The 22,638-nt window shown below is 30.6% G+C and carries 20 protein-coding genes; 7 read left to right on the plus strand and 13 right to left on the minus strand.

The window, feature by feature from the left end; translation table 11 throughout:
• The 5 genes from CLHOM_RS18890 to CLHOM_RS17330 form a co-directional block, all read right to left on the minus strand.
• On the minus strand, positions 1 to 300 hold a 300-nt coding region (locus CLHOM_RS18890; RefSeq protein ID WP_341377397.1), incomplete at its 3' end, for a CoA-transferase.
• Positions 216 to 1,568, minus strand: coding sequence for a short-chain fatty acid transporter (locus CLHOM_RS17315; protein WP_052222938.1), 1,353 nt, complete (start codon positions 1,566 to 1,568; stop codon positions 216 to 218). The genes CLHOM_RS17315 and CLHOM_RS18890, both read right to left, overlap by 85 nt.
• Positions 1,569 to 1,679: 111 nt before the next feature.
• Positions 1,680 to 2,624 carry a 3-hydroxyacyl-CoA dehydrogenase family protein gene (locus tag CLHOM_RS17320; protein WP_052222939.1) on the minus strand — a complete coding sequence of 315 codons (945 nt, stop codon included), beginning with the start codon at positions 2,622 to 2,624 and terminating at the stop codon, positions 1,680 to 1,682.
• Between the two features lie 15 nt (positions 2,625 to 2,639).
• A complete protein-coding gene (locus tag CLHOM_RS17325; RefSeq protein ID WP_052222940.1) occupies positions 2,640 to 3,458 on the minus strand; it encodes a beta-keto acid cleavage family enzyme in 819 nt (272 codons plus the stop codon).
• 195 nt (positions 3,459 to 3,653) lie between these two features.
• The gene (locus tag CLHOM_RS17330; protein ID WP_052222941.1) at positions 3,654 to 5,198 is read right to left on the minus strand and encodes a sigma-54 interaction domain-containing protein; all 1,545 of its coding nucleotides are present in this window, start codon (positions 5,196 to 5,198) and stop codon (positions 3,654 to 3,656) included.
• Positions 5,199 to 5,403: 205 nt separating this feature from the next.
• On the opposite strand from CLHOM_RS17330, the gene CLHOM_RS17335 reads away from it, so the two are divergent.
• Complete coding sequence (locus CLHOM_RS17335; protein ID WP_052222942.1) at positions 5,404 to 5,823, plus strand: acyl-CoA thioesterase; 420 nt, start codon at positions 5,404 to 5,406, stop codon at positions 5,821 to 5,823.
• A 60-nt stretch (positions 5,824 to 5,883) separates the two neighbouring features.
• Here the strand turns inward: CLHOM_RS17335 and CLHOM_RS17340 are convergent, their stop codons facing one another.
• Entirely contained in the window at positions 5,884 to 6,111 is a 228-nt protein-coding gene (locus CLHOM_RS17340; RefSeq protein WP_052222943.1) for a helix-turn-helix domain-containing protein, read from the minus strand.
• Between the two features lie 502 nt (positions 6,112 to 6,613).
• Between CLHOM_RS17340 and CLHOM_RS17345 the strand changes: the two genes are divergently transcribed.
• From CLHOM_RS17345 to CLHOM_RS17365, 5 genes are all read left to right on the plus strand, one after another.
• Positions 6,614 to 7,963, plus strand: coding sequence for a poly(R)-hydroxyalkanoic acid synthase subunit PhaE (locus CLHOM_RS17345; protein WP_052222944.1), 1,350 nt, complete (start codon positions 6,614 to 6,616; stop codon positions 7,961 to 7,963).
• Positions 7,963 to 9,096, plus strand: coding sequence for a class III poly(R)-hydroxyalkanoic acid synthase subunit PhaC (gene phaC / locus CLHOM_RS17350; protein ID WP_074783018.1), 1,134 nt, complete (start codon positions 7,963 to 7,965; stop codon positions 9,094 to 9,096). Before CLHOM_RS17345 ends, phaC begins: the two co-directional genes overlap by 1 nt.
• A 96-nt stretch (positions 9,097 to 9,192) precedes the next feature.
• Positions 9,193 to 9,390, plus strand: a complete 198-nt coding sequence (locus CLHOM_RS17355; protein ID WP_052222945.1) for a spore coat associated protein CotJA — start codon at positions 9,193 to 9,195, stop codon at positions 9,388 to 9,390.
• A 20-nt stretch (positions 9,391 to 9,410) separates the two neighbouring features.
• Positions 9,411 to 9,686 carry a spore coat protein CotJB gene (locus CLHOM_RS17360; protein ID WP_052222946.1) on the plus strand — a complete coding sequence of 92 codons (276 nt, stop codon included), beginning with the start codon at positions 9,411 to 9,413 and terminating at the stop codon, positions 9,684 to 9,686.
• A 21-nt stretch (positions 9,687 to 9,707) separates the two neighbouring features.
• On the plus strand, positions 9,708 to 10,280 hold the full coding sequence (locus CLHOM_RS17365) for a manganese catalase family protein (RefSeq protein ID WP_052222947.1): 573 nt from the start codon (positions 9,708 to 9,710) through the stop codon (positions 10,278 to 10,280).
• A 58-nt stretch (positions 10,281 to 10,338) separates the two neighbouring features.
• On the opposite strand, the gene hypE is transcribed toward CLHOM_RS17365, so the two are convergent.
• The 6 genes from hypE to CLHOM_RS17395 all read right to left on the minus strand — a co-directional run bounded on the left by hypE (position 10,339) and on the right by CLHOM_RS17395 (position 20,051).
• On the minus strand, positions 10,339 to 11,331 hold the full coding sequence (hypE, locus tag CLHOM_RS17370) for a hydrogenase expression/formation protein HypE (RefSeq protein WP_052222948.1): 993 nt from the start codon (positions 11,329 to 11,331) through the stop codon (positions 10,339 to 10,341).
• A gap of 2 nt (positions 11,332 to 11,333) precedes the next feature.
• Positions 11,334 to 13,613, minus strand: coding sequence for a carbamoyltransferase HypF (gene hypF / locus CLHOM_RS17375; protein ID WP_052222949.1), 2,280 nt, complete (start codon positions 13,611 to 13,613; stop codon positions 11,334 to 11,336).
• A gap of 170 nt (positions 13,614 to 13,783) precedes the next feature.
• Complete coding sequence (gene speE / locus CLHOM_RS17380; protein WP_052222950.1) at positions 13,784 to 14,638, minus strand: polyamine aminopropyltransferase; 855 nt, start codon at positions 14,636 to 14,638, stop codon at positions 13,784 to 13,786.
• 233 nt (positions 14,639 to 14,871) lie between these two features.
• Positions 14,872 to 16,323, minus strand: coding sequence for an aminotransferase class I/II-fold pyridoxal phosphate-dependent enzyme (locus tag CLHOM_RS17385; protein WP_052222951.1), 1,452 nt, complete (start codon positions 16,321 to 16,323; stop codon positions 14,872 to 14,874).
• A gap of 387 nt (positions 16,324 to 16,710) precedes the next feature.
• Complete coding sequence (locus CLHOM_RS17390; protein WP_082204470.1) at positions 16,711 to 19,290, minus strand: EAL domain-containing protein; 2,580 nt, start codon at positions 19,288 to 19,290, stop codon at positions 16,711 to 16,713.
• Positions 19,291 to 19,412: 122 nt separating this feature from the next.
• Positions 19,413 to 20,051: an HDIG domain-containing metalloprotein gene (locus tag CLHOM_RS17395; RefSeq protein WP_052222952.1), complete on the minus strand. Its 639-nt coding sequence runs from the start codon at positions 20,049 to 20,051 to the stop codon at positions 19,413 to 19,415.
• Between the two features lie 277 nt (positions 20,052 to 20,328).
• On the opposite strand from CLHOM_RS17395, the gene CLHOM_RS17400 reads away from it, so the two are divergent.
• On the plus strand, positions 20,329 to 22,017 hold the full coding sequence (locus CLHOM_RS17400; protein WP_052222953.1) for a tetratricopeptide repeat-containing diguanylate cyclase: 1,689 nt from the start codon (positions 20,329 to 20,331) through the stop codon (positions 22,015 to 22,017).
• 323 nt (positions 22,018 to 22,340) lie between these two features.
• Here the strand turns inward: CLHOM_RS17400 and CLHOM_RS17405 are convergent.
• Positions 22,341 to 22,638: transposase (locus tag CLHOM_RS17405; RefSeq protein WP_161803235.1), on the minus strand; the 298-nt coding region annotated here is incomplete at its 5' end.

A 22,638-nucleotide genomic window follows, 5' to 3' on the forward strand; every position in this document is an offset into this window, starting at 1 on the left:
ATCATTGGAAATAATGGTTAGGTTTTTAACTCCTTTTTTTATTAAACCATTAATTAATGTCTCTGGTGTACCAACCCCTAGAAATCCGCCTATCATTATGCTCATATTATCTTTAGCATATTCCAAGACCTCTTCTATATTTTTTATTTTTTCCATTCTTTCAACCGCCTTTGCAAATATTGATTTATAACTTGTAGAACCATAGTTTATTTGATTTACAGTAAAAGTCCTGGTAAAACTAAGAATCCAATACACGTAATTACAAACCATATAGCCCATATAAATGCCATAAATCCCCATACATCTTTTAACTTCATATTAACTAATGAAAGTGCTGGAATAACATAAAGTGGTTGAATTAAATTAGTAGCTTCATCTCCATATACAAAGGCATTAATTACCAATGACATATCTGCATTTAATGCATGTGCTGCCTTAGCAAGAATTGGCCCTTGAACAATCCATTGCCCTCCTTGAGAAGGTATAAACAGATTTAAAACTGATGCTGATATATAAGACCACACTGGTAAAGTTTCTGGAGTAGCTATCTTAATTAATTGATCAGCTACAACTGCTGACAATCCAGAAGCTGTCATAATTCCCATTATACCTCCATAAAATGGGAACTGTAGCATTACTTGAGTTGCAGGTTTTATAGAATCAGTAAATGCATTTACAAATTTTATTGGAGTGCTGTATAAAAAAGTGTTTAGTGTTAAAAATATAAATATAACGAAATTAAAATTCAATGACGCTATAAATCCTGTTTTAGAAATAGTGTAAAAAATATACACTAAACCGGCTATTCCTATAAGAAGCATAATTAACCTATTTTCATTCATTTTATCTGCAAATGTTCTTTCACTCTTTTCTTGTTTCATATTTGAAACATTGCTTATATTGTCCTCTTCTTCTTCTCTATACATTATTATTTCATCTTCTGGTGGTTTTGTCATAACTCCAACTATTATAGTAACTATAGCTAGTATAAAAAATAATACAGTATTTACAGAATTGTAAGTTGTTTGTTGTTGCCCAATTATTCCAATAGACTTTTCAAGAAAGTGACCTTTTGTAGCTACTAAAGCATAAACAGAGGCACTTGGACACCAAACTTGACCTAGTATCATAGTAGAATATCCAGCAGCAATCAATAAAGGAAAGTGTAATCCCTTGATTTGTTTTGAAAGTTGCATTGCTAAAATCGGAGCAAGTATTAGAGAAAATGCCCAGTTAATTAAACTTGAAACTAATCCAAAAACTAATAAAATTACAATAGCAATTGCTCTTGATCTAGGTAACTTGGCAACCTTTTTCAAAAACCTTTCCACTGCAGGAGATTTAGCAGCTGCACCACAGCATATTACCATAAAAGACATTTGGAAAGCGAAAGCTATCATACTCCATAGACCATCATACCAACTTGTAATCATTTTCAAAGGACTTGCACCAGGTACAAAACATCCTAAAGCAAATGCAGCAAATGTTAAAATTACACAAAATACAAAGGAGTCAGGTATTATTCTATCAGCAGCAAACTTAAATTTCTTTGAAATTTTCCATAACATAAATATTTCCTCCTTAAAATATTAACTTTTATTTGATATACTATTATTGATATTTAATTTAAATTTTTTCTATATTGCTACGGAAAAGTCTAATATTCCGCAGCAATTTTTTTATATATAATATTTTGAAGCTTTTAATTGATGAATTAACTTTTTTAGATATTTTTTCTTAACCTCTTCAATATTAGGACCAGAATAATTATAAAATCCTTCTCCTGATTTAATACCCAATTTACCCTCTTGTACCTTATTTCTTAATAACTGATTTGCACATTTAGAATTATCCATGACACTTAGAAGATTATCACTTACTGTGCACCATATATCTAATCCTCCAAAATCAGCAATCTCTAGTTGACCTGTAGTTGCATACCTAAAGGCTGGCCCAAATTTTAATGCCTTATCAATATCTCCTGGCAATGCAACACCCATTTCTATTAATGAAAAAACCTCTCTTGCAACTCCTTGTTGAATCCTATTTGCTACAAGACCTGGTACATCCTTAAGTACCTTAACTGTTTGCTTACCAATAGAGCTATATAGCTCTTCAACTTCTTTATATATTTCTTCAGGCATATTTCCAAAAAAAGACATTTCAGCAATAGGCATAAGATGTGCTGGATTATACCAATGATTAACTATCATCCTCTTTTTTCGCTCTTCAGAAACGTTTTCCATCATTTCATCAAGTTTTAAACTAGATGTATTACTAGCTAAAATAGTGTGCTTTGGACAATATTCATCTAATGATTTAAATATCTTTTGTTTTAAATCCATTATTTCTGGTACAGCTTCAATAACATAATCTCTATCCTCTACTGCCAATTTCAAGTCAGAAAACAATTTAATTTTATCTAATATTTCAGGTATATTATTCTTTTCAATTAGTTCTTCTTCTGCAAGTACTTGCAAATCTTCATTGATTTTTTCCTTTACAGAATTTCTTACGTTATCGTTTACTTCAAACAAATTTACATTATATCCGTACATAGCAAAAGTTTCTGCTATACCATGCCCCATTGTTCCTGCACCAAGTATACCTATCTTCTTAATCATTTTTCCTTCTCCTTTTTACTTTAGTCCTAAAATTTCTCTAGCCTCATCAGGTGAAGCAACCTGGCTATTAGCTTCTTTTATTATTCTAGCTGCTCTTTCTACAAATTCAGCATTAGAGCTTGCTAACCTTCCTGCTGAGTAATATACATTATCCTCCATACCTACTCTAATATGTCCACCTAAAGCTATAGCAGCAAATAATATTGGTAAATGTCCTTTTCCTATTCCAAGTGCTGACCAAGTAGCCTCTTTAGGAATTAAGCTTTTTAAATATACTAAATTCTCAACTGTAGCATCTGTTCCACCTGCTGCTCCTAAAACAAATTGATAATGTGGAGGATTCTTAATTACACCTTTCTTTATATAATATAGTGAGTTGTAAATCATCCCTGCATCAAAAGCTTCTATTTCTGGCTTTACATTATTTTCAATCATTGTTAACCCTAGCTTTTCTAAAAAATTAGGATGATTTATAAATAAACCATTATGCATCCAATTCATTGAACCTGCATCAAAAGAAGCTAGTTCTGGCTTTAAATCTATTAAGTGGGCCATTCTTGTTTCATCAGTGGCATTTAAATCTCCTGAAGTAGTTAAGTTAAGTACAATGTCACATTTTTCTCTAATAAGTTCTACTGTTTCTCTAAACTTCTCCTTATTCATGGTACCTTTCCCCTCATCATCACGCATGTGAAGATGAGCTACTGCAGCACCAGCTTGCCAGCATTTATAAACGTCTTCTGCAATTTCTTTTGGAGTTAATGGTATGTTGGGATTATCTTTTTTGCTTGGCCATGCTCCTGTTGTTGCTACTGTAATTATTGTCTTTTTCATATTTATACCTCCTATGATTTTTTCAAAGTATATTAAAGCAACATCCATGCCAATGCTTAAACATTGGCATCTCAACATATTTAAGATATGACAGATGAAATTTTTCATCAGTTTTTCCAATAAAAAAAAAGTACCCTTGAGGTACTTATACTTTAAGCTGATGATAATTGTCATCTAAATAGATGACAATTATCATCAGCTTATTTTTATGCCTAACCTTTTTGCTTTCTTTACTATAGTAGATTGATCAACTTTTAGGATTTTTGCAGCTTTTCTAGTACTTCCACTCTCTGCTAAAACTTTTTCTAACGTTTTTCTTTCTATATTTTCCACTATTTCTCTTAATCCCATCTCCTTACTTAAAAACTCAGTGATATTAAGAGAATTTATGTTCAATATGTTTCCTAACTGTTCATCACTAATCATACTATTATCCTCAGTTATTACTATCATCCTTTCAATAATATTTTGAAGTTCTCTTATATTACCTGGCCAAGAATATTGTTTTAATATATCTACTCCTAAATTAGATATATTAACACTCTTATTATATTGCTTATTAAAATTATTAATAAAATATTCAGTTAACAAATCAATATCTTCTATTCTTGTTCTTAATGGAGGAATGTATATGGGTATTACATTTAATCTATAGTACAAATCCTCCCTAAACGTACCGTGTTTTACTTCCTGTTTAAGATCTTTATTAGTTGAAGATATTAAACGTACATCCAAAGAAATTGGCTTAGTTCCTCCAACCCTAATAATTTCTTTTTGCTGAATCGCCCTTAATAACTTAGACTGTACCTCTATTGGCATTTCACCTATTTCATCTAATAAAATTGTTCCTTTATTAGCTAGCTCAAACATTCCAACCTTCCCAGAAGCATTAGCTCCAGTAAACGCCCCTTTTTCATAACCAAAAAGCTCAGATTCGATAAGATTACTTGGTATAGCTCCACAATTTACTTTAATAAAAGGTGCATTATTTCGCTTACTCTTAAGATATATCTCATTAGCAACAACTTCTTTGCCGACGCCTGTTTCTCCATATATTAATACTGTTACATCTGTTTCAGCTACTTTATCAATTATTTTATATACATTTTTTATTGATTGACTTCTTCCTATTAAATCGTATTTTCTTACATTAATATTTCTTAGATGCCGAATTTCTTCTTTATTTTTTCTATGATGCTCTTCTACTGCTTTTAACTTATCAATTGATGCATCTAGTTCTTTTCTTATTTCTAATAAGTCTGTCATTTCTCTGTTATTGATTACAACTTTTTTTATGTTCCCTTGCTTATCAAAAATAGGGCTTCCTGTTATTAGCATTTTCTTCCCATTTCTTAAGCTTACTCCAACAGAATTTACTTGTCTTTTACTCTTAAGTACTTCCATAGTAACAGCATTTTTATATAACTTGCCTTCTTTCAAAATTTCTTTTACATTTTTCCCAACAATCTCTTCTGGCTTTATTCCTGTAATTCTAGTATAGGCTTTGTTTACATACAAAGTATTGCCGTCACCATCTGAAATATAAATTCCATCATAAAGATTATCTCCAATTTCTCTAAACTCAAAATCATTCTGCTTTAAAACTTTTAGCTCTTTTAAAACTTTCTGTAATTCTCTTTTATTTTCTTCTATTTTTCTATTTCGTATAGATTCATGAGAGATATCATTAATAAAATTTTCTAAATAAGAAATGACATCGAAAAGGTTTTCATTTTTCATAATATAGCTCCACTAATACATACTTTATTCAATTATATTTTTTATTAATTAATAATTCAATAAAAAGAACTAATTTACTGACATAAGTTTAAATTTCCTGATATATAAAACTCTTCTTTTTGAAACTGATTTCCAATAGTAATTACATTTATGATATACTAAAATAAAATTTTTTAATATTAATTATTGAAAGGATAAACTGATTATGTATATAAATAGCTGCAAAATTAAAGTTCGTTATGTAGAAACTGATAAGATGGGTATTGTACATCATTCTAATTACTATATCTGGTTTGAAGTTGGAAGAACAGAATTTATAAATGCAACCGGAATAAGCTATAGTCAAATAGAAATGGAAAATCTTATGCTCCCTGTAGTAGAAAGTAGTTGTAAATACATAGAAGGAGCAAAATATGAAGATGAACTTACCATAGAAACCTATATATCAGAATTAACTCCTGCAAGAATTGTGTTTAGTTACAATGTAATTAGAAATCAAGATAAAAAAATTTTAGCAAAGGGAAGCACTACACATGCATTTATAAGTAATGACTTTAAAGTTTTGAATTTGAAGAAGAAAAAACCCGACCTATGGGAAAAATTTCTAAGCCTTTATTCTGGCTAACCATCTAAAAACAAAAATCATGGCCAAATTTTTTTGACCATGATTTTTTATATTATATTGCTAAAATTCTGTACTTAAAACTAAATCATCTAATTTGCATCTCAAGATATTTGCTAGAACTACTACCTTTTTAAAACTAGGATTTTTCTTATCTCCTCTTTCTAATTCCTCTAAATAAGACTTAGAAATTGTAGTTTCATATTTCCCACTTTTGGTAAGTATCTCAATATCCTGGGCGGTATAACCTAAGTTCATTCTAAACTCTCTAATCTTATTACCGTTTAACATACAATGGAGACCCCCTTGCAAATTATATTGAGTTTTACAATATAATTATAATACCTTTCAAGTCAAAAAAGTAGTGTTAAATTTTATTTAACAAAATTTCTTTAAATCTACCGCTGGTCAAAAAAACGATTAAAACTTTAATTTTCTATTTCTGTAAAGGTTTTTTCAACATTTTACATGTATTTCTATAAATTGTAAATTCCTTTTGACATTTAAAGCTTTTGATGCTAGAATTGAATTAAATTCCAAATATTTCAATTGATTTTATATTTATTTTAAAATTTAATAAACTATTTTTGTAAATTTAAAAATAATTAGTATTATTTTTGGAATTTATTTATATAATAAACAGTATGCTTAATGGACTTAAACAAGCTAGCAATAACGGCAATATGTATAGTTACTTACTATATAGATAATATCTTTACCTTTTATAGTAGGTAATAGATATGTATTGTCTTTATATATTACAAATATTTTAAAATTGGAGAGGGGGATAACCTTGAAAGAAAACATGAATAACTTATGGGCAGGTTGGCAAAAAATGAACGATAATATGGTAGAACTTTGGAACAAATCAGTATCATCCTTTCAACCTAAGACAGCCCAAATGGAAAAAGAAAATGGAAATCTACTATCAAACCTATCAGAAGAAATTATTAAGCAACAAGAGAGTACACAGGAATTTTACAAAAAGCTATTTGAGGTTTATGCAGAATGGGCAAAAAACTATAGTCCAGAAAAATTAACAGAGATGTTCCCTAAAAACCTTAGTGAGGGAACTGAAAAATTTAAGGAATTATTTAATACTGAAAAGTATATGGATTTATTCAAACAAATGACTACATTTGATAAAATTCCAAATATCTTTCCACTTAGTGATTCAAAAGACATAGTAGCAAAAATATCTAAGCAGTGGTACGATAGCATGCAAATTCTTACCCAGTTTATTCCAAATTCATCTATTAGAGAGTCTTTTGATAAGGCTATGAATTCTTATAATTTATATAGTAATTTATATAACTTTTGGAGTGATATAGTAGGTACTATGCCAAGTAAGCAGAATTCTGAAGCTTGGGATACATTCATGAAAAGCGTAATGGATAATTATAAAAAGTTATCTTCTAATTTTGCACAATCATTCTTACCAGAAGAATTAAGAGCTTTTATAACAAATCCAATTGAAGATATGCCTGTTTATCAACAAACTCTACTAAACTTCTTCCGTCCATGGGTGGAGGATTCAGGAGATTTGCAAAAGAATCTTATGTTAGCTTTAAAAGGTGACAAAGTTGCTTATACAAATTTCTTAAAAGAATGGGGAGAGCTTTATAAAAATTCCTATTCTAAGATTTTAAATATGCCTATGGTTGGTTCAAACCGCGTAATGATAGAAAAAGCTTTAAAAAATCTTGATGCATTCATACAATATTTTATAAATCTTAATGAATTTGCTACTATTCTTAATAATTTAAGTATAGAAAGCATGGAAAAGTTAGTATCTCAACTAGGAGAATTATCCTCTGAAAATAAAGTACCTGAAAGCTTTATGGAATTTTTCAAGCTTTGGTCTAACACTAACGAGAAAGCTTTTGAAGAATTATTTGCAACTGAAAGTTTCTCAAAGCTTATGAATGATACAGTTAATGCTGGATATAAGTTTAAAATCGGCTTAGATGATCTAATTCAAGATCAATTATCATTATTGCCAATTCCAAATAGACGTGAGATAAATAGTGTAGAAAAAACAGTGTATGAATTAAGAAAAAAAATAAAGACTCAAAGTAAACAAATAGAGGAGTTGAGAGACAAATTTGAAGCTTTTTCATCAAAGGGAGGTGCGAGTAAATAATGTTTCCTTTAATTAGTGGCTTGCAAAAATCAATTGATGAAACCTTAGAATTAAATAAAAAACTTATACAGGGTTTTAGCAATATGACATCAATAAAAGAAATAGATATCGGAACTACACCTAAAGAATTAGTTTATGAAGAAGATAAAATAAAATTATATCATTATACCCCTATGGTAAAGAATCCTCATAGCATACCTGTTTTAGTAACTTACGCTCTAGTAAATAAGCAATATGTGCTTGACTTACATGAGGATAGAAGCATAGTTAAAAACTGGCTGGAAACTGGTCTAGATGTATACATGATTGATTGGGGATACCCGGATCATATCGATAAATTCTTAACTATGGAAGACTATGTTGATGATTATATAAATAATTCTGTAGATTTTATTCGTAAACAACATAATCTAGATAAAATTAACTTACTTGGAATTTGCCAAGGTGCTACTTTAGCAACTATTTATACTGCTTTATATCCAGAAAAAATTAAGAATTTTGTATCCTTGGTTATGCCTTTTGACTTTAGTACAGATGACGGATTATTATTTAGCTGGAGTAAATCAATGGATATAGATAGTATGATTAACTCATTCTCTGGTTTAGTACCTGGAGATGTAATGAACAATGGTTTCAATATGCTTAAGCCTTTCCAACTTAGCGTTGATAAGTATTTAGACTTTATAGATAAACTAGATGATAAGGAAGCTATATTAGATTTCCTTAGAATGGAGCAATGGATTTATGATAGCCCTGATCAAGCAGGTCCTATGCTATCTAAATTCATAAACGATCTATACAAAGAAAATAAACTTATAAATAATCAGCTAGAACTTGGTGGACGTACAGTAAACTTAAAAAATATTGACATGCCTGTACTATGCATATTAGCTCAAAAGGATCACCTAGTAGCACCTGCTTCCACTAGACCATTTATAAATCACATAGCTAGTATAGATAAGACCTTGCTAGAATTCCCTGTTGGTCACATTGGAATGTTTGTAAGCTCCAAGGCTCAAAAAGAAGTTGCTCCTGCAATATCCAATTGGCTAAAAGAAAGAGGAGACAAAGGCAGTTCAAAACAAGCAAAACCTGCTGCTAAGAAATCAGCTTCAGAACCTAAAGAAAATTAAATTCTTATAAAAGAGGCCTTAAGCCTCTTTTTTTTACACACTTTTTCCCATTACTAATATACTGTTATTGTGACTATTCTTAAAGAGGTGAACATAATGTATCAAAACTTTACTCCCTACTCTAACCCTTACTTTATCTCAAATACAAGATCTATGATGCCTCCTATGGGAGAATTAGAGCTAGTCCGTGCTTATGTAGTACGCCAACCTTATACAGGTTTATTCCCATTGTCTGAAGCTCTACACAAGGGAACTATCTTCCCTAATCTTTACATGCCTTACCCTGGAAAATAAGTCTTTAGGAGGATTATAAATTGGATAAAATGTATGAAAATAAATCATCTCGTGAAGATCTTTTGAAAAAAATACAAGAACTTGAATTTGCTGCCGTTGATTTAAACCTATATTTAGATAACAATCCTAGAAATATAAAAGCTGTAGAAGATTATAACAGAATATCTGAAGAATTAATGAAACTTAAGAAACTGTATGAAATGGAGTATGGGGTTCTTACTAACTTTGGATATTCCCAAAGTAAATGTCCTTGGAGCTGGGTAGAAGACCCATGGCCTTGGGAATCCGGAGAATAGTTTAGAGAGGAGAGTTAATACATGTGGATTTATGAAAAAAAGCTGGAGCATCCTGTAAAAATCAAATCTAAAGATGTTAGAATGGCAAAATTTTTAATTACTCAATATGGCGGTCCAGATGGAGAGCTGGCTGCTGCCCTAAGATATTTAAATCAAAGGTACACAATGCCAACAGGCAAAACAAAAGCCATTCTAAATGACGTAGGCACAGAGGAATTAGCTCATGTAGAAATGATTGCTACAATGGTTTATCAACTTCTAAAAGATGCTACTGTTGAAGAATTAAAAGAGGCTGGCTTAGGAGGTCATTATGCTCAACATGATAGAGCATTATTTCCCGTGGATGCAAATGGAGTACCTTTTTCTGCAACATACTTTGCAACCCTTGGAGATCCTATCACTGATTTGCATGAAGATATGGCAGCAGAGCAAAAGGCAAGAGCAACCTATGAGCATCTTATTACTTTAACAGATGACCATGATGTTAAAGACGTTCTAAAGTTCCTATGGGCAAGAGAAATAGTTCACTATCAACGTTTTGGTGAAGCTCTTCAAGATGTGTATGATATAAAAGACAAAAAGAAATACTATTAATTGGAAAGACCTGCTATTGTAACTATAATGGCAGGCCTTATCTATAAATTCAGCTATCTTAACAAATCCTAGGTAACATATGATAATCTAAAGGATTCAGTATTCTTTTCCCTCCTAGTATATTTTCTGTATATACAAACTCACATTCCTTGGTAAATACCCCTATATGACTTGCATTATTGCAGTTACATGTTTTTTTCAAATCTAATATAATATCTTTAGATACACAATTTTCTGCTACAATTAACATTCTTCCTTCACTGGCAAGATATAAAGGGTCTAGTCCAAGCATTTCATTTACCCACTTTACTTCTTTTCTTATAGGAATTTCACTTTCAAAAAGATGTACCCCAAGTCCACTCTTTATTGCAATTTCATTTAATGCCTCTCCTATTCCTCCTCTAGTAGGATCTTTCATAAGTTTTATTTTATCCTTGTATTTATAAAGACAAGAAAGTAGCGTGCACAGAGGAAAACAATCGCTTTTTATATCTCCCTTTACATCTAGATTATATCTATCTACTGCTATTGCTGTTCCGTGCTCTGCTATGGTTCCAGTTATTAGTATGTGGTCTCCATCTTTGATTTCTTTAGATTTAAATCCATTAATAATTCCAACCCCTGAGGTATTTATGAAAATCCCCTCCGCACTTCCCTTTTCTACAACCTTAGTATCTCCTGTTACTATCTTTACATTGGTTTCTTTGCACACATTTCTCATAGATAAGGCTATATTTTTAAGCTGACTAATAGGAAAGCTTTCTTCAATTATAAATCCTACACTTAGATATAATGGAATTGCCCCAGATACTGTGAGATCATTAATAGTACCACAAATTGCAAGCTTACCTATATCCCCTCCTCTAAAGAAGATCGGCTTTACTATAAATGAATCTGTAGTAAATGCCATGAACTCTCCTTGAAATTTAATAACAGCTGAATCTAAATCTTCTAATAAAATACTATTACCATAGCTATTATAAAATACCTCTTTTATAAGTTGAGAAGTGTATTTTCCTCCATCACCATGCAGTAATTCCACTTTATCCAAGCTTATACCCCCTTCTTTAAAATTTCATTTACTACAGCTACTTGGCCAAAAGAAACACCGCTATCATTTGTTGGAATAAGATTATTGAAGAATACTTCAAAATCTTTACCCTGTAATTTATCTATGATATTTATTAGTAAATACTGATTTTCAAAAACCCCTCCGCTTAAAATCGCCTTATTTATCCCATATTCATCTCTCAATTTACATACTATTTCAATAGTTATATTGATTATAGTGTTATGGAATTTAGCACTTATAATAGAACGAGAAGTCCCTTTTTCTATATCACTTATTATTTCTTGAATAATTGTTTCAATATTTACTATCAAAAGCTTGTCTTCACTAATAGAATAAGTATAGCTTTCAATGTTTCCTTCTGCTGCTATAGCCTCTAATTCTATTGCCCCTTGAGCTTCATAGCTTATATTTTGTATTACCCCTAGTATTGATGCAATTCCATCAAAAAGCCTTCCAACACTTGAGGTTTTATAACAATTTATATTATATTTAAGGGCTTTACAGGTTATTTCTATATCATCCTTAACCATGGTTTTCATTCTATTTATTGCTTGTTTCTTTAACCTAGAGTGCCTAATTAAATCTAAATAGCTTAAACCAATCTTCCATATGTTTTCCTGAGCTGAATCTCCTCCCTGTATAGAAGTATATCTATAGCTACCTCGTCTTTGAAAGCTTTCTCTATTGCCTATAAAGAATTCTCCACCCCAAATATTATTATCTAACCCCAATCCCATTCCATCATATATAACTCCTATAACCCTCTCATAAATATTTTTTTCAAGCATACAGCTTGCCATGTGAGCATGGTGATGCTGAACCTTATATTTTATCTCATCTTTCTTTTCACTATAGATACTAGATAAGTAGCCTGGATGCATATCTGCTGCAATTACCTGCGGGTTATAATCATATAACTGTTCTAAATTACCAATAGCTTTTTCATATTCCCTAAAGGAATCCAATTCCTTTAAATTGCCCATATACTGACTTCCATATACTATTCCATCTGAAGAAAGGGCAAAGGTACTTTTCATATCTGCTCCACAGGCAAGAATTTTATTTTGTACATTTTTATTTAAGCTTATGGGAGCGTATCCTCTTCCAGGTCTAATTAACACTTCATTATTTTTTATAACCTTTACTACCGAATCATCAATAGGAGTATTTATGTCTCTATCATTTAGTAAAAAGTAATTAGCAATATCCTTTAGCTTGCTTATGGCACTATTATTTTCATATTCTATTGGACACCCACTTATATTCCCGCTGGTCATTATGAGTGTATCTAGTCCTTCATTAAATAATAGATAATGCAGTGGTGTATATGGAAGCATTACTCCATATTTATTTACTTTAGGTGCTATATTTTGTGGAAGCTTACTATCCTCTCTCTTATTTAAAAGAACTATAGGTTTTCTTGTAGATAATAGGAGTTCTTCCTCTTTAATATTAATTATGCAATGCTCTTTTGCTTTTTTAATATTCTTTACCATTATCGCTAAAGGCTTATGGGGTCTTTTCTTTCTAAGCCTTATATTGCTTATTGCCTTTTCATCATAAGCATTACATACAAGATGAAAACCACCAATACCTTTTATAGCTATTATTTTACCTTCCTTAAGTAAATTTGCCGTCTCCTTTATTTCATCCACACAGCTTATTTTATTTCCCCTATTGTCTATTAAAATAAGCCTTGGTCCACATTTGCTGCAGCAATTAGGCTGGGCATGAAATCTTCTGCTGTCTTGGCTAATATATTCCTCATTACAAGATGGACACATTTTAAAAGCTTTCATAGTAGTGTTTTCTCTATCATATGGGAAACTTTTTATTATAGAATATCTAGGGCCACAGTTAGTACAGTTAGTAAAAGCATACCTATACCTATTAGACTTAGTATCAAAAATATCTTCTACACATTCATTACAAGTTGCTAAATCAGGTATTATAAATTTTAACTTTGATTTTCTCTGTATACTCTTTTTTATTTTAAACTCTTTATATTCCTTAAAATCTTTTTCTATTATTTCTACTTTATCTATTTTTGCAAGTTTTGGAGGCTTCTTTATTACTCTTATGAGAAACTGCTCTACTTTTTCACTAGGTCCCTCAATATCTATTGCAACAGATGAATCAATGTTACTGACCCATCCCCTAAGGTTTAATTCCTTTGCTATTTTATAAATAAATGGCCTATATCCAATACCTTGAACTATCCCATATATTCTCGCATAATATCTTCTATTTTGCTTATCCATATTTATATATTTATTTTTCTCCCTCTACCTTATAATTCTTCACTTATAAATAGTATGATTAATAGGAACTCTTTATGATGATTATTGAAATGCAAAAAATACAAATTGCCCTAGAGGAAGTACCAGAAACTTACTGATATTTCTCTAAGGCAATTTCATATTAATATAGACTAGTTTGTATCCTCTTCTAACATATCTCTAACGTAAGTTGGAAGAGCAAAGGCTCCAACATGAATATCTGTATTATAATATTTTGTTTTTAGTCCTAGGCTATTCCATTTATCAGTATTCAAATCTTTTATTGGATCTAGTCCTTTAGATGCAAATCCAAATAACCAGTGCCCTGTTGGATATGTAGGTATGTGATATTGATAAACCTTTGATATAGGGAATATACTTTTAATTTTTCTGTGAGCTCTCTTCATTTCTCTTGCATTATGAGCATAGTACGGACTTTCATTTTGATTTACTAGTATTCCTTTTTCAGTTAAAGCCTTGTAGCAATTTCTATAGAACTCAGTTGTGAAAAGGCCTTCTCCAGGTCCTATAGGATCAGTAGAATCAACAATTACTAAATCATATAGATTTTCTTTCCCTTCTACAAACTTAATTCCATCTTCAAAGTATAGATTAACTCTTGGATCATCTAACTTACAAGCAGTAAAAGGAAGAAATTCTCTTGAAGCCTTTACTACAACTTCATCTATTTCAACCATATCTATTTTCTCTATGGTACTGTATCTTGTTAACTCTCTAACTGTTCCACCATCTCCAGCTCCAATAACAAGTACTTTTTTTATTTCCGGGTTAGTAGCCATAGCAACATGCACTATCATATCATGATATATAAATTCATCTCTTTCAGTTAACATTACTATCCCATCTATTACTAAGACTTTACCATATTCCTCTGTTTCAAAAACATCTATCTTTTGAAATGGGCTTTGTTCTGAATATACTTGTTCCTTTACCCTAATTGAAAACTTGGCATTTTCTGTGTGTTTTTCTGAAAACCATAATTCCATCTAAAAACCTCCTATATAATTAATATATTGTATATACTCATATCCATTTATCTATGCTTATTTTATGTAATTCCTAAGTTTACCTAAAACAAATATACTATTAATTTCACAATTGTCAATAGTTTTAAATGAATGTAAGAACTCAACCTTCGTTTAATACATAACTAAAGGATAAGGTTTTAGAGAACATTACTCATTTCCTTATCCTTTTAAGAAGCTTTATAAAGTCCAGTTCAGATTCCCAATACTTTTATATAAGCTACATTAGGATCATCTGTATCTGTTATCATACTATGCTGGTTTTTTATATATCTTATATAATTTATCATATCACAGCTTATACGTTCACCTGGTGTAACTATTGGAATTCCTGGTGGATATGCCATTATAGATTCTCCGCTAATTTCTCCTTCTGCATCTTCAAGTTTTACAAGCTTTTTACTTGCATAAAATGCATCTCTTGGCGAAACAATCAATTCAGGATTCTCTAAAGATACTTTTCCAAATCTCATCTCGCAGCTTTTAAATTTTAAACTCATATCTTTAAGTGCTTCTACAAGTATCCTTAAGGAATTTTTATCATCACCCACACTTACAATAGCTAATATATTAAATACATCTCCAAGTTCTACTTGAATATTATATTCATCCCTCAATATATCGTAAGCCTTAAATCCAGTAATTCCAAGTCCAGAAACATTGATTCCTAGCTTTGTTTCATCAAAATTAAATACTCCTGGCTCTCCAATTAGTTCTTTCCCAAAGGCATATAATCCATCAAGTTTGTTTATCTCTTCTCTGGCCCACCTAGTAGCTTCTAATATTTTTGTAAAAACCTCTTGCCCTTCAGTAGATAATCTTTTTCGTGCAACATCTAAACTAGACATTAACAGATAGGATGCACTAGTAGTTTGAGTCAAGTTTAATACAGTTTTTACATGGTTTTTGTCTATTAAGCCTTCATTTAATAGCAACGCTGAACTTTGAGTTAAGGAACCACCTGTTTTGTGCAAGCTTACTGCTGCCATATCAGCTCCTAGCTCCATTGCCCCTGGCGGCAGCTCATTATGAAACCCAAAATGTGCCCCGTGTGCTTCATCAACAATTACAGCCATTCCATTCTTATGAGCTATTGTTATAATCTGTTTTAAGTCAGAAACTACACCATAGTATGTAGGATTAATAATAAATATTGCCTTTACTTCAGGATTTTTTGCAATTGCCTTTTCAATACTTTCTGCTGATACCCCCATAGCTATTCCTAATTTATCATTAGTCTCAGGTTGAACATACACTGGTATAGCACCACTTAATATTAGTCCGTTAATTGCTGACTTATGAGCATTCCTTGGCATTATAATTTTTTCTCCAGGATTGCATACACTCATAATCATAGCTTGAACACCTGCTGAAGTTCCATTTACCAAAAAAAAGGCGTGACTTGACCAATACGCTTCTGCCATAAGCTCCTCAGCCTCTTTTATAACTCCTTTAGGTCCGCTTATGTTGTCTAATAATTTCATTGAGTTAACATCAACTTCCAGAACCTTGCTTCCAACAAATTCTGCAAACTCAGGAATTCCTTTGCCATGCTTATGGCCAGGAACATCAAAGGGAATAACCTGTCTTCTGTCATATTCTTTTAATGCATCAAATAATGGAGTTCTATTTTGATTGTATACCATTTCTAACCACCTTTTTTTCTTTGCAAGATTCGTGTTTTTTAATTACAACAAACATATGTTAAACCATGAGTACTTCATTGTCAATAAAATATTTTTTTAGTAATTTAATAATTTTACGAGATAAGATTATTAAGGAACTAGGTGCTAGGTACTAGGTACTAGTGAATGATGTTTTGCTTTGGCAAAACTATAGTTTAGCTTAGAAGCAAAGCTTCTATCGCTCTTTATAGCTTGCTATAATGGCGGGTTTATAATTGAGCCGTGCTTAATTATTACATTTCCTAGTACCTAGTACCTCGAACCTAGCACCTTATAAAATAAAAAACATAAAAGTATACGCACACTAAAAACATGCCAATACTCTTATGTTTTCCATTCATGTATTTTTTACTCTAAACATTTTTTATTCTTTAATAATTCCTTCACCTTATCCACTGGTATAGGTTTACTAAAATAGTAACCTTGTATTTCATCACAGTTTCTTTCCTTTAGAAAGTTTACATGATATTTACTTTCTACACCTTCTGCAACAACCTTTAATCCTAAGCTCTTTGCAAGCTCAATTATAATCTTTGCAATGGCACCATTATCAGTTTCCGGTATACCCATTATAAAGGATCTGTCAATTTTCAGTCTATCAATTGGGAACTGTCTTAAATAATTTAAGGAAGAATAGCCTGTACCAAAATCATCTATAGCAATTCTAACTCCTATCTCCTTTAATTCAGTAAGTATTTCTATAGACTGTTCTACATTTCCCATAAGTATACCTTCTGTAATCTCTACTTCCACAAATTGTGGTGAAAGTTTTGTTTCTTCTACTATTTGTTTAACATTTTTAGCTAAATCTTTTTTAATAAATTCCATTGCAGATAAGTTTACAGAAATAGATAAATTATCGTAACCTTCTTCATGCCATTTTTTGTTCTGTTTACATGCTTCTTTCAAAACCCAATTGCTTATCTTTGTAATAAGGCCTGTTCTTTCTGCTAAAGCTATAAACCTATCTGGATATAATAATCCAAACTTTGGATGCTCCCATCTAATCAAAGCCTCCATACCAGTTACTTCTCCAGTATTCAAGTCTACTTGAGGTTGGTAATGTAAAATAAATTCTTCCTTTTCTATAGCTTTTCTAAGTGAAGTGGTCATCTCTAGATTTCCAAAAGCATCTTCATTCATTTTTCTATAATAAAATTGATAATTGTTCTTTCCATTTTTCTTTACATAATTTTGAGCAGAAGTGGCATTCATTATGAGCATTTCTGCATTTAAACCATCTACAGGATAAATACTAATGCCTATACTAGCAGTAATAAATATATCTCTCCCTTTAATTCTAAAAGGTTTATGAAATATGCTTAATAAACTATTTGCCATATCAGTAATTTGATTTATATTTACAACATCCTCTAATACTATGGCAAACTCATCTCCGGTTATTCTTGCTATAGTATCTTCATCTTTAATAAATCCTCTAAGCCTCTTAGCTAGTTCCATTAATATCGTATCACCTGAAGTATGTCCCATAGCCTCATTAATGAATTTAAAATCATCAAGTCCCAAAGTCATTACACCAATTATTTTATTGGCTCTTGAAACATCCTGTATTAAGTAATTTAGCTTTTCACTTATTAATGACTTTCCTGGAAGACCAGTAAGTACATCATGTTTCTTTAAGTAATTGATGTTTTCCTCATCTTCTTTTACCCTAGTTAAGTCTTCAAATATTCCTACATAATAGCACTCATTGCTATCTTCACTTACAACTTTTTTCATAGATAAAAAGACAGGATATTTTTCTCCTCTTTTATTTATATCAGTAAATTCCCCCATCCAAAATCCGTTAGCTATAATTGCTTCAACCACTTCATTATACTTATCTAATTTACAGAAATGCATATCTTCTACATAATTATTAACTATTTCATCTTCGCTATATCCTGTTATTTTAGAAAATGCTTTGTTTATATAAATAATCTTTCTATTACTATCCGCTATAAATATTGCTTCTTTAGAGCTTCCAATTACCTCATAAGTAAGAGCTAAACCTACTTGGGCTTTTCTCCTTTCCTTTACTTCATTTTGTAAAATTTCATTTTGGGAATAGAGTTTTTGAAAGCTATCTAGCAATTGTATATTCATGTTTTCTATTGTTCTAGCTAATACTCCTATTTCATCTTCTCTGCCTAATATAGCTCTAGGCAGCTTTGCAGTATACTTGCTAGTCTCTATTTTCGTTATAAAATTAGACAATTCAATAATCGGTAATGCTATTTTATTAGAAAACATTAATACAATTACACTACCAATAGCTATAGCTATAACTAATGTTAGAATAAAATTATTCCACAATTTATTAGCTTCTTGATTAAAGCTTGACATATATGAACTTGCACTTAAATACCATCCCCAGTTAGGTTCAAGCACTGTATAAGCTATTTTAGGCTCCACTCTATCGGTTCCTGGTACGTCCCAATCATAATATGTAAATCCACCACCATTCTCTGCCTTTTGAATGCAATCCTTTACCACTAAAAATTTGTTTTTCCCTTTACCAGGTGTTTCTAATACGTACTTCCCTTCCAACAAAGGATGAGCTACCTCGTAGCCTTGTTTATTATAAATTGCAAAATATCCATTTTCCCCAAGATCTATCTTTGAAGATATTTTTCTTGTAACTCCATCAACATTTTTTTCGCCTATTAGAAATACTTTAACCTGCTCCTGGGCTTCTTTAGTAGTAAGCTTTCCTTGGGAAACTTCTTTTTGCTTGTCTTCAATCACCTGCATTGCTAAACTTACTGCATTTTTTAAGGTTTCTTGCCCAATAACATCTAACTGCATTTTAGAATATCTATAACTAGAAATACCTAAAAATAATGTAGGTACAATTAATAATATTAATGCTAAAATTATTAACTTCTTTTTTATGCTAAATTTCAAACTTATAACCTTTTTTTTCATATTTACTCCCAATATTACAATAAGTAATATATTATACAATTATATTATTGATTAAATATATATAATTATATCACAATAAATAAGTATTATTATAGATTTTTCTATTTTATTTAGCATTATTCCTAACAAGTTAATTCTAGGGTTTTTCTACATTTTTTTATAAACATGTCAATATTATCTTCTTCATTTTTTATTTTTTCTTTAGTCATTTCCCCTCTTCCTAACCTATCGCATAAAGCAAGCAATGCTACTTCCTCCAATGAAATCTCGCGGAGCATTTTATCTACTTTAGCATACGGCAAATCTTTGACTACAAACAAGGCTTGCATATGCCATCTTACTAGTTTACTTACTGCGCTAATAAATTCTACATTTTCATCAAATTCCTCTAAAAATTCTCTTGCTAATCTTGCTCCTAGAACATCATGATCATAGGACACAACTCTATCACCTTTTCTTCTTGTTGTACCCGGTTTCCCAATATCATGTAACAATGCAGCCCACATAAAAGCTCTTGGATTCTCACTTAAATCTCTTCTTAAGGCTGCATTATCTACAACCATCATTGTATGACTCCAGACACTTCCTTCAGGATGATATTTAGGTGATTGAAGAGTATTTTCTAATTCATTTAGCATATTAAAAGGATACTCTCTAAAAATTTTTTCATTTTTCACTAATTCATTAAGATACTCTGAAGGTCTTAATTCATTCATTAAGCATCTGTCCATTTCTTTAAAATATCTATATTTTTCATTCATTTGAAAACCTCCTAACCTAATTAATAATATTAGTATGTGTTTTTAATTGAAACCTTATTAAAAATTAGATTTTCGTAAATTCCTTATCTTTCCTCATATTAAGATAGAATTCTATATTCTAATGGACAACTGTGTCAATTATTGATAAAATTATTAAAATAATATAATGTTGCTTTAATTTGGTTTTTAATTATACTTAATTTTTTATAAATATTATTGCGTTTTAATATTATACTTAGTGTTTTATTGTAATATTTTCAAAGATAGGAGGAAGCATATGGATATAAATTTTCGTAAGCTTCAAGAGAAGTTACCCTTTTTAGTTGGTAGAGAAAAGATTGATATGTTAAATCTTATTGCTAGATATCCTACTTACGTTTCGCCGAAGGAAGCTTTAGAATTTGCTAATGAGGCCTTAAGACTTTCTGAAATGATTTACTACGAAGATGGAATAGCTCACTCTCTAAAAAATATAGCTGTAGCACATATTTATTTAGGTAACTGTGAAAAAAGTATCGACTACTCTCTTAAAGCTTTAGAAATATTTGAAAAAAAATCAAATTCTAATGAAATTGCAAATACTTTAATTAATCTTGGTTCTGCCTATGGCAGTTTAAGTGATTATGATAAAGCAATTTATTATTATTTTAAAGCTCTTCGCTACGAAGAAAAAATAGGCAACATTAATGAAGTTGGAAACTGCTTAAGAAAAATAGGTATAATATATTGGTGTATGGAAGAATATGAAAATGCTTTGAACTTTTGCAAAAGATCACTACCTATTCATGAAAAGTCAAATAATTATGCAGGCATTGCTAGTGCCTCTATTACCATAGGTCTAGTTTACAAGCATTTTGGAGATTATGAAAAAGCTATCATTAATTATAATAGAGCATATGATATTGCTATAAATTATAATATAAAAGATGTAGAAGCTGCAGCCCTTATTAATCTAGGTTATATCTATGTACAAGAAGGCAATTATGATAAGGCATTAGAATATTATAATAAGTCTCTTGAAATTCATATAATAATAGACTACAAAGCTGGCATAGCAACAAATTTGCTCTATCTTGGAAACCTTTACTTAACTTTGGAAAATCTTCAGAATGCAATACATTACTTAGATGAAGCATTAATAATAGCAAAAGAAGTAAAGATAAAGAAAATTATAAATGAAATTTACCTAGCTTTATCAAATTGTTATGAGTATACACAGAATTATAAAAAGGCCCTTGAATATTTTAAACTTCATTCTTCTGTTAAAGATACTATTTTTACCGAAAAAATCAGAAATGCTGTTTTAAGTATCGAAAATAAATACGAATTAGAGAACGCCGAAAAAGAAAAAGAAATATATAGATTAAAAAATGTGGAACTAGTAAAAGCTAATGAAGCTTTAATTTTAGCGAATGAAGAGATTAATAAGAAAAATGAAGATTTATTAATTGCATATAAAAAACTTGAAACGATGTCTAAGAAAGATTATTTAACGAACATATGGAATAGAAGTTATATCCTTGAGAAAATTGATGAAGAAAGAAATAAGTTTAAGTTGCATGGAAAGAATTTTGTAATCATAATAGCCGATATTGATTACTTTAAAAAATTTAATGATAAATACGGTCATGATTGTGGCGATTTTGTCTTAACTTCAATTTCTAAGGATATGAGTTCATTGATTAGGAAATCTGATTATGTTGCTAGATGGGGTGGAGAAGAGTTTTTGTTTTTGCTTCCCGAAACTTCCCTTTCAGAAGGTTACATTATTTCAGAAAGAATAAGAGAAAATATTTCTAATAAAATATATATTTATAATAACTTGAAACTTTCTGTAACCTTGACCCTTGGCATCTGTGAATATAACAAAGAAACAAATATCGAGAACTGTATCAATTTAGCTGATGAAGCTTTGTATAAAGGTAAAAAGACCACTAAAAATTGTGTTATTACAGCTTTAGGGTAGCCTATTCAGGTTACCCTATGGCTGTGTAAATAATTTTGTGTATTCTCTTTCTTTTGGCAAGTAATTTAGAAATAATAACTTTGTAGAAAAATGTAAGTTTAAGAAAATAGATCTCAGTAATCTATCAGTACTATACTGTATATTATCACCAGTTTTAGTCAATACTATACATCACCAATAGCAGGATAAGGCAATGCTGAGGAGCAACCTGAGCGGTTATTGATGTTCTATACAGAAACGGATGGTTGTTAACTATCCGTTTTACCCGTTTCTGGAAGAACAAAAGCGATAAACCTCAGGGGTTTGGGGACAGAGTCCCCGATCTATGCCCCTTTATTCAAGATTTCACTAAATAATATATTAAGCTGACTTATAACAAGATCCCAATTAGCATATGCTCTAGTCCATTTCTTACTTATCTTTTCAGTAGCAAGGTACAGCATCTTCATAAGACTCTCGTCATTAGGAAATATAAGTTTTGTTTTTGTAACTTTTCTAAACTGACTATTAAGACTTTCTATTGCATTTGTTGTATAAATAATCCTACGGATATAATCAGGGAAAGCAAAGAAGGTTATTAGATTATCCCAATTATCTTCCCAACTTTTTATCGCATTGGGG

The sequence above is a fragment of the Clostridium homopropionicum DSM 5847 genome (genome assembly GCF_001263795.1).
GTDB classification, from domain to species: domain Bacteria; phylum Bacillota; class Clostridia; order Clostridiales; family Clostridiaceae; genus Clostridium_H; species Clostridium_H homopropionicum.

Bases quoted from the DNA above. Each gene is read 5' to 3' on its own strand.
- CLHOM_RS17315 (WP_052222938.1), bottom strand. From the start codon at position 1,568: ATGTTATGGAAAATTTCAAAGAAATTTAAGTTTGCTGCTGATAGAATA.
- CLHOM_RS17320 (WP_052222939.1), bottom strand. From the start codon at position 2,624: ATGATTAAGAAGATAGGTATACTTGGTGCAGGAACAATGGGGCATGGT.
- CLHOM_RS17325 (WP_052222940.1), bottom strand. From the start codon at position 3,458: ATGAAAAAGACAATAATTACAGTAGCAACAACAGGAGCATGGCCAAGC.
- CLHOM_RS17330 (WP_052222941.1), bottom strand. From the start codon at position 5,198: ATGAAAAATGAAAACCTTTTCGATGTCATTTCTTATTTAGAAAATTTT.
- CLHOM_RS17335 (WP_052222942.1), top strand. From the start codon at position 5,404: ATGTATATAAATAGCTGCAAAATTAAAGTTCGTTATGTAGAAACTGAT.
- CLHOM_RS17340 (WP_052222943.1), bottom strand. From the start codon at position 6,111: ATGTTAAACGGTAATAAGATTAGAGAGTTTAGAATGAACTTAGGTTAT.
- phaC (WP_074783018.1), top strand. From the start codon at position 7,963: ATGTTTCCTTTAATTAGTGGCTTGCAAAAATCAATTGATGAAACCTTA.
- CLHOM_RS17355 (WP_052222945.1), top strand. From the start codon at position 9,193: ATGTATCAAAACTTTACTCCCTACTCTAACCCTTACTTTATCTCAAAT.
- CLHOM_RS17365 (WP_052222947.1), top strand. From the start codon at position 9,708: ATGTGGATTTATGAAAAAAAGCTGGAGCATCCTGTAAAAATCAAATCT.
- hypF (WP_052222949.1), bottom strand. From the start codon at position 13,613: ATGGATAAGCAAAATAGAAGATATTATGCGAGAATATATGGGATAGTT.
- speE (WP_052222950.1), bottom strand. From the start codon at position 14,638: ATGGAATTATGGTTTTCAGAAAAACACACAGAAAATGCCAAGTTTTCA.
- CLHOM_RS17385 (WP_052222951.1), bottom strand. From the start codon at position 16,323: ATGGTATACAATCAAAATAGAACTCCATTATTTGATGCATTAAAAGAA.
- CLHOM_RS17390 (WP_082204470.1), bottom strand. From the start codon at position 19,290: ATGAAAAAAAAGGTTATAAGTTTGAAATTTAGCATAAAAAAGAAGTTA.
- CLHOM_RS17395 (WP_052222952.1), bottom strand. From the start codon at position 20,051: ATGAATGAAAAATATAGATATTTTAAAGAAATGGACAGATGCTTAATG.
- CLHOM_RS17400 (WP_052222953.1), top strand. From the start codon at position 20,329: ATGGATATAAATTTTCGTAAGCTTCAAGAGAAGTTACCCTTTTTAGTT.